A 7,798-nucleotide genomic window follows, 5' to 3' on the forward strand; every position below is an offset into this window, starting at 1 on the left:
ACCAGAGTGGAGTGCGGAGCGGTTGATCGGCTCGACCGCTCGGAGCTGAAGAATCTGGAGCACCACCCATGGCAACGAACACGGCATCGAAGAGGTTCTGCGTCGCGTCTGTCGTCGTCGGCGTCGCCGCGGCCACCGTGGTCGTCAGGAGCGCCGTCGTCGGCGCGGGGGCCAAGGTGGCCGCCGCGGCCGAGGCCGCGGACCTTGAGCACCGCTGCAAGCCGGGCGAGAAGGACTGCCGGGGCTGATCACCCGCATCGACTGCGATCACCCCGATCCTTCCGCCCGTTCCCGCCCCTCCTCCTCCCTCCCCCCTCACCCCGCCCGCCCCCGGAGCCGGAGCCACCGGCACCGGGGGCGGGCGGCGGACCGGCCCTGACCGGACGAGTGACAGCTGACAGGATCTGAAATCTGTCAGCTGTTATCTGTCATCTGAAATCTGTCAGTTGTCAGTTGTCAGTCGTCGGCCCAGGCCGTCAGCCCCCGGCCGTCGGCCCTCCAGGTCGCGGCGGCCCCTGCGAGGGGTGCCGGGGGAGGACCGCCAGCACCCGGGTCCCGCTCTCCTGCGGGAGCCGGTCGATGGTGCAGTGCCCGCCGATCTCGGCCGCCCGGTCCGCCATCGACCGCAGGCCGACCCCGGCCGGCGAGTCCGTGCCCGCCCCGTCCGCGTCGCCCGGCCTCCCGGCACCCGGGTCCGGGGCGAACAGAGGGGTGCTCTGGATGATGCCGAGCCCGATCCCGTCGTCCTGGACGGTCAGCGTCAGGTTCGCCTCGTCCACCCGGACCGCCACCTCGGCGTGCCGGGCGCGGGCATGTCGCAGCACGTTGTTCAGCGCCTCGGCGGTGATCCGGTACGCGGCCACCTCGACGGCGGCGGGCAGCTCCGGGAGCGGGTCCGGGTGCAGTGCGGCGCTGACGGCGAGCCCGTCGCCGCTGAACGAGGCCGCCAGGTGCTGGACGGCGCGGGTGAGGCCGAACTCGCCGAGCGGCGCCGGTCCGAGGCGGTCGGTGATCCGCCGCACCTCCTTGATCGCCATCGCCAGGTCGCCCGAGATGCCCCGCAGCGTCTGCGCGATCGCCTCGGGCCTCGACTCCCCGCCCGCCGTCGCCGCCGTCGCCGCCGTCTCCTCCGACCCGGCCGCCGAGGCCGCGTTGTCGACCCGCAGCCGCAGCCCGGCCAGCGCCGGACCGAGCCCGTCGTGGATGTCCCGGCGCAGCCACCGCCGCTCCTCCTCGCGCGCCGCGACGATCTGCTCCCGGCTGGCCTGCAGGTCCTCCTGGAGGCGCAGCGAGGCGACGGCCGGCGAGGCCTGGTCGGCGAGCGAGCGCAGGATGTCGACGTCGCTGGGATCCAGCCGCTCCTCTCCCGCCCGCAGTCCGACCGTCAACTCCCCGATCACCGCACCGTTGTGGACCAGCTCGAAGTCCTGGACCGGACCGTCCAGCCGCCCCACCGCCGCCAGCGACCGCCGCCCGGCCCGGGTGGTGACGGACAGCGCCACGCCCGGCAGCCGCAGTTCGTCCGCGACGGCGGTGCACAGCGCGGACGGCAGCCGTTCCGGCTCGACCACCTGCCGGACCTGCCCGGCCAGCGTCCGCAGCACCTGGTAGGGCTGGGCGCGGTCGCCGTAGTAGAGCCGGTCCACCGCGCCCACGGCCCACCGGGCGGCCCGCGGCAGACCCGTGCCCAGCGCGAAGACCAGCGCGATCAGCACCAGCGCCGCGGCGCCCCGGCCGGGCACCAGCCACCCGGACAGCACCGCCGCGCTCACCACGAACACCAGGGTGAGCCCGGTGGCGAGCAGCAGCCCGGTCAGCACCGACCGGGCGGCGCGGTCCAGCCGCCACCCGCCGTCGCGCACCACCAGGAACCCGACGGCCACGGCCCACACCGCACCGGCCGCCGTGAACAGCGAGTAGCTCAGCCAGTACTCGTACTGGAACCGCCGGGTGTAGTAGTCCTGCATGCCCGCCCAGAGCAGGTAGGCGCCCAGCATCCCGGCGATGTGCGCGCGACGCCGGGGCGCCGTGTGCCGCAGCAGCCGAACCAGCAGCACGGCGGAGGCGATGCCGATCAGCAGGTAGTTGACCGGGTCGTAGAGGCTGTCCAGGTGGTCGGTGACGGAGCCGAAGAAGTTCGCGGGCACGCTGTCGGCGAGCGGGTTGGGGTGTCCGAAGACGGTCGTGCGGTCCAGGAAGGACATCGAGTCCGGGATCGCCCACAGCGTGACGGCGCCGATGTACCACCACCACCGGCGGGTGGTGAGCCGGCCGGACGGCAGCCAGAGCGGCAGGACGTAGAACAGGACCTCGCTGACGGTGTCGCACACTCCCCGGACCACCGCCGCCGCGCCCACGATCCGGGGGTCCGACAGCTCCACCCACACGGGTGCGGCGACGGCGCTGGGCAGCATCGACGTCAGCGCGTAGAGGAGCATCACCCAACCGAGCGGACTTCCCGGCCGGTGGGCGTGCAGCAGCATCCCCGCCCCCGCGGTCGGCAGCGCGTAGAGCAGGATGGCCAACTGGTCCCGCGGCCCCTCGATGCCCGGTGCCCCGAGGTGGACCAGGACGTAGCAGACCCAGAGGGTGGCGACCGCCAGGCAGAACACGGTGACCGCCGCGGCCCAGGTGAGTTGGCGTTGCGCGGCGGTGCGGCGCGGAAGGGCCCCGGCAGGCGTGTGCGGCCGGGGGCGGAAGGGGATCACCGTGGTCATGGCACCGCCTAGGGACGGGTGGGGAGGGCCCACCGACGACCGGTCGCCGGGCCGGGCGCGCTGTCTCCAGTTTCTGCCGCCCGCCGTCCCGGGCGCATGGGGCAGCGGTCACGTCCGCCCGGGCCGCACCGGGCCGCACGCCCCGCCGGGCAGGCCTGTCACGGAAAGTCACACACTCATCGCTGGTAGTGTCGGCCGGGTGGATGAAGACCAGCCCGCCGAGGACCAGCCCGCCGAAGACCCGCAGCGGCCGGAGGGCCGGCCGGAGGAGGAACCGGCGGCCGTGCCCGTGCGGGTCCTGATCGTCGACGACCACCCGCTGTTCCGGGAGGGCCTGAAGGCCGCCCTGGAGAGCGCCGACGGCATCGTCGTCGTCGCCGAGGCCGAGCGCGCCGGCGATGTGCCCGACGCCGTCGCCCGCCACCGCCCGGACATGGTCGTGATGGACCTCTCGCTGCCGGACGGCTCCGGGCTGGAGGCCACCCGCCGGCTCTCCGCCGACCAGCCGGCCCCGCCGGTGCTGATGCTCACCATGGCGGACGACGACGGCAGCCTGCTCGCCGCCCTCCAGGCCGGGGCCCGCGGCTACCTGGTCAAGGGCGCGGGCCGCGAGGAGGTGCTGCACGCGGTGCGGACGGTCGCGGCCGGCGGGGCGGTGTTCGGCGCGGACGTGGCCGAGCGGATCACCACCCTGCTCGCCGGCGCCCGGGTGCGGGAGGCCGGCCAGCTCTTCCCGGCGCTCACCGCCCGCGAGGCGGAGGTCCTCGACCTGGTGGCGCGCGGGCTGGACAACCGCCGGATCGCCCGGGAACTGGTGGTCGCGGAGAAGACGGTCCGCAACCACGTCACCCACATCTTCGAGAAGCTGCACGTCGCGACCCGTGCGGAGGCCGTCGCCCGGGCCCGTGACATGGGGCTCGGCGACGGCTGACCCGCACTCCGGGAGCCCCGGGAGCCCGTGGGGTTCCCGCGAGCCCCGGGCGCGTCCCGCCGCCGCCCCGTCGTCCGTCCCGCCACCGGGGTCGGGGCCGGGACCGGACTGCCGTCCCACGCCGACGGGACGGCAGGAGACGCAGGATGCGGGGGAGGAGGCCCTCATGAGCGAACCGGCCGCGACCCCGGCCACCACCACCCCGGCCCGGCACCCCGCCGAGCCGGCCGCCAGGCCCGCCCGGCCGCCCGGCGAGACCCGCCCGCCGGCCGCACCGGCGCCCTCGCCTCCGGGCGCGCACCGGTGCACCGCCCTCGGCCCGGCGGCCTGGGCCTGCGTCGCGACCCTGCTCAGCGGCCTCGGCTGGGTCCTGCTCGCCGTCACCCACCCGGACGCCGCCTGGGCCGCCCCGTACTACCTCCACGACGGCGAGACCGTGCTGCTCGGCTTCGCCTTCGCGCTCTCCGGGCTGCTCATCCTCGTCCACCGCGCCGCACCCGCCCCCGACGGGACCACACAGGGCCCGGCCGCCGGACCGCCGGCCGGCCGCAGCCTCGGCCGCTGCCTGCTCGCCGCCGGACTCGGCGGCTGCCTGTCCCGGTTCACCCTGCTCGCCGGCGCGGCCGCCGGCGCCGGACCTGCGGTGGAGGCCCTCGGCGCGGCCCTGCTGATCATCTCCGTCGCCCTGTTCATCTTCGTCTCCATCGCCCTCCCGCTCTGGCTGCCCGAGGGACGGCTGCCCGGCGGAGCGGGCCGCGTCTACGTCGCGGCCGTCGCCCTGTGGAGCGCCGCGCACGCGTGCACCGTCCGCCTGCGCAGCCCGCTGCCCTACCACGGCGACATCCTGGTACCGCCCGGGAACGGGCTGCCGCTGGACGAGTGGCACGCCACCCTGGTCGCCTGGGGCCTGGTCGTCACCAGCCTCGCCGTCGCCGCCGTCCGCTGGCGGCGCTCCGCCCGCCCGCACCGCGGCGTCACCGCCGTCCTGGTGCCCTACCTGGTCTGGCTGATCACCACCAACATCGCCCTGCAGCTCGGCAGTTCGGAGAGCGTCGCGGCGGTCGCCTACTTCGCCGGCTCCGCGCTGTGGATGCTCGGCGCGGTCGGCTACGCCTTCACCCGCGACCGTTCCCGCTACCTCGACCGGGCGACCCGGCGGATGCTCAGCGTCCTCGCCCTCACCGCCCTGCTGATCGCCGGCTACCTCGGCATCGCGCTGCTGCTGCGCCGTGCTCTGCCCGAGGCCAGCAGCGCCCCGGCGCAACTGCTCGCCGCCGCCGCGCTGGCGATCGGCGGACTGCTCGGACCCACCACCCGGTGGGTGGTGCGGGCCGTCGACCGCTTCTACTACGGCGACCGGGCCCGCCCCTACCAGGTGGTGCGCGCGCTCGCCGAGCGGCTGAGCCGCGCCGTAAGCCCCGCCGACGCGCCGCCCCTGCTCTGCGACACCGTGGTGAACGCCCTCGGACTGCCCGGGGCGAGGGTCGTCCTGCACACCCGCACCGGGCCGCACGAACTCGCCGCCGTCGGCACCCTCGGACCCGCCAGCCAGGTGTTCCCGCTCAGCTACGAGGGCGCGGTGATCGGCGACCTGTACGCGCCTCCGCGCACCGGGCAGCCCGAACTGGACGCCCAGGACCACGAGGTGCTGCGCTTCCTCGCCGACCAGGCCGCGCCCGCCATCGCCTCGCTGCGGATGTACGAAGAACTGCAGCGCGGCCGGCGGCAGATCGTGCTCGCCCGCGAGGAGGAGCGGCGGCGGTTGCGGCACGATCTGCACGACGGCCTCGGGCCGACCCTCTCGGGCCTGCGGCTCGGCGTCGACACCGCGCGGGCCGCCGTGCCCGAGGACTCCCCGGCGGCCCGCTCGCTGGTCACCGTGTCGGCCGGGATCGGGCAGGCGATCGACGAACTGCGCCGGATCACCGAGGGGCTGGCGCCCGCCGCGCTCGCGGGCGAGGGGCTCGCGGTGGCGCTGCGGCGGCTGGTCGCGGAGCTGGACGGGTCTCGGGTGCGGATCTCGCTGGTGCTGGACCCGGACCCGCCGCCCGCGCTGCCGGCGGCCGTCGAGGTGGCGGCGCTGCGGATCAGCGGCGAGGCGCTGCACAACGTGCTGCGTCACTCGGGGGCCGGCCGGGCCCGGCTGACGCTGCGGGTGCGGCCGGAGGCGGTGGTGCTGGAGGTCTGGGACGACGGCCGCGGCTTCCCGGCGGAGAGCGGGGGCGACGGCGAGGCCGCCCGACGGACCGCTGTGGGTGTGGGGCTGCGCTCGATGGCCGAGCGCGCCGAGGAACTGGGAGGCCGGTTCGTCTCGGGCAACCACGACGGCGGCGCCCTCGTCCGGGCCGTGCTGCCCCATACGCCCGAGCAGGCACCGGTCGACCGCTGACCGCTCACGGCTCACCGCTGACGGCCGGTGGCCGACGACTGACAGAAATCAGCTGACAGATAACAGATAACAGATGACAGATTTCAGATTCTGTCAGCTGTCACCGATTCCGCCGCCCCTTGACGGACTCCCGGGTTCGCCTAATCATCATGGTCGCGTCAACTTTTGCTGCGGCCGGCGGCCCCACGCCCCCTCAATACCCTCCGCCGCAGGCGAAGTGGCGCGCTTCCGTCCTGCCCCACCGGATTCCGGAGCCCCCATTGACCGAGCGCGCCCCGCGGCGATCCCGCCTGCGCCGATCCGCCCTGTCCGCCGCTGCCGCCGTCACCCTCGCGGCCGCCTTCCTCGCCCCCGCCGCCTCCGCGGCCCCGACCGCCCCGACCGTGCCGGCGGCCCCGACCGCCCCGGCCGCCGCGCCGGCGGTCGCCGCCGCCCCCGACATCCCGGTCGCCAACGTCAAGGCGCACCTGGCCCAGCTCCAGTCGATAGCCACCGCCAACGGCGGCAACCGGGCGCATGGCCGCACCGGCTACAAGGCCTCGATCGACTACGTGAAGGGCAAACTGGACGCGGCCGGCTACACCACCACCCTGCAGACCTTCAGCTACAACGGCTCGACCGGCTACAACCTCATCGCCGACTGGCCCGGCGGCGACACCTCGCACGTCGTCATGGCCGGCGCCCACCTCGACTCCGTCACCGGCGGACCGGGCATCAACGACAACGGCTCGGGCTCGGCCGGCATCCTGGAGACCGCGCTCGCCGTCTCGCGGGCCGGCCTCCAGCCCACCAAGCACGTGCGGTTCGGCTGGTGGGGCGCCGAGGAGTACGGCATGGTCGGCTCCAAGAACTACGTCAACAGCCTTGCCGCCACCGAGCGTTCGAAGATCGAGACCTACCTCAACTTCGACATGATCGGCTCGCCCAACCCCGGCTACTTCACCTACCGCTACGACAGCGCCCTCGACGCCCTGTTCCGCGACTACTTCGCCGGCCTCGGCATCAGCACCGAGCAGGACTTCGAGGGCGACGGCCGCTCCGACCACGCCCCGTTCCAGAACGCCGGCATCCGCGTCGGCGGCCTGTTCAGCGGCGCCGACTACACCAAGACCAGCGCCCAGGCCGCCAAGTGGGGCGGAACGGCGGGCCAGCCGTTCGACCGCTGCTACCACGCCTCCTGCGACACCAGCGCCAACATCAACGACACCGCGCTGGATCGGATGAGCGACGCCATCGCCTACGCCGTCTGGACCCTCGCCGCCGGCGGCACCACCCCGCCCACCGGCACCGTCTTCGAGAACACCGCCGACGTCCAGATCCCCGACTACGGCGCGGCCGTGACCTCTGACATCGCCGTCACCGGCCGCACCGGCAACGCCCCGGCCGCACTCCAGGTCGGCGTGGACATCAAGCACACCTGGCGCGGTGACCTCGTCATCGACCTGGTCGCGCCGAACGGCACCAGCTTCCGCCTCAAGGCCGCCAGCGGCAGTGACTCCGGGGCGAACGTGCAGACCACCTACACCGTGAACGCCTCCGCCGTGCCGGCCAACGGCACCTGGAAGCTCAAGGTCCAGGACACCGGACCCCAGGACACCGGATACATCGACAGCTGGAAGCTCACCTTCTGACGCTTCATCAGTGAAGTCCCGCGCGGGGGCGGGGCCCGGGGCCGCCCCCCCCCGGCCCCGGGGCGTTTAAAAAAAAACAAACCCCCCCGCAGACAAAAAATAACGGTTTGGGGGTTGGGGGTGTGAATTG

5 protein-coding genes are annotated in these 7,798 nt (G+C 74.4%); 4 read left to right on the forward strand and 1 reads right to left on the reverse strand.

Going from position 1 to position 7,798, the window contains the following annotated elements; translation table 11 throughout:
* Positions 1–68 precede the first annotated feature (68 nt).
* Positions 69–248: a hypothetical protein gene (locus ACFU9E_RS14705; protein WP_380715035.1), complete on the forward strand. Its 180-nt coding sequence runs from the start codon at positions 69–71 to the stop codon at positions 246–248.
* 228 nt (positions 249–476) lie between these two features.
* On the opposite strand, the gene ACFU9E_RS14710 is transcribed toward ACFU9E_RS14705, so the two are convergent.
* Positions 477–2,717: a sensor histidine kinase gene (locus ACFU9E_RS14710; RefSeq protein WP_380687167.1), complete on the reverse strand. Its 2,241-nt coding sequence runs from the start codon at positions 2,715–2,717 to the stop codon at positions 477–479.
* 289 nt (positions 2,718–3,006) lie between these two features.
* Between ACFU9E_RS14710 and ACFU9E_RS14715 the strand changes: the two genes are divergently transcribed.
* The 3 genes from ACFU9E_RS14715 (at position 3,007) to ACFU9E_RS14725 (ending at position 7,668) form a co-directional block, all read left to right on the forward strand.
* Entirely contained in the window at positions 3,007–3,648 is a 642-nt protein-coding gene (locus ACFU9E_RS14715) for a response regulator (protein WP_380687173.1), read from the forward strand.
* 166 nt (positions 3,649–3,814) lie between these two features.
* Positions 3,815–6,037, forward strand: a complete 2,223-nt coding sequence (locus ACFU9E_RS14720; protein WP_380687169.1) for a sensor histidine kinase — start codon at positions 3,815–3,817, stop codon at positions 6,035–6,037.
* 260 nt (positions 6,038–6,297) lie between these two features.
* Positions 6,298–7,668, forward strand: coding sequence for a M28 family metallopeptidase (locus tag ACFU9E_RS14725; protein ID WP_380687171.1), 1,371 nt, complete (start codon positions 6,298–6,300; stop codon positions 7,666–7,668).
* Positions 7,669–7,798 lie beyond the last annotated feature (130 nt).

The sequence above is a fragment of the Kitasatospora sp. NPDC057595 genome, from assembly GCF_042800875.1.
GTDB lineage: Bacteria > Actinomycetota > Actinomycetes > Streptomycetales > Streptomycetaceae > Kitasatospora.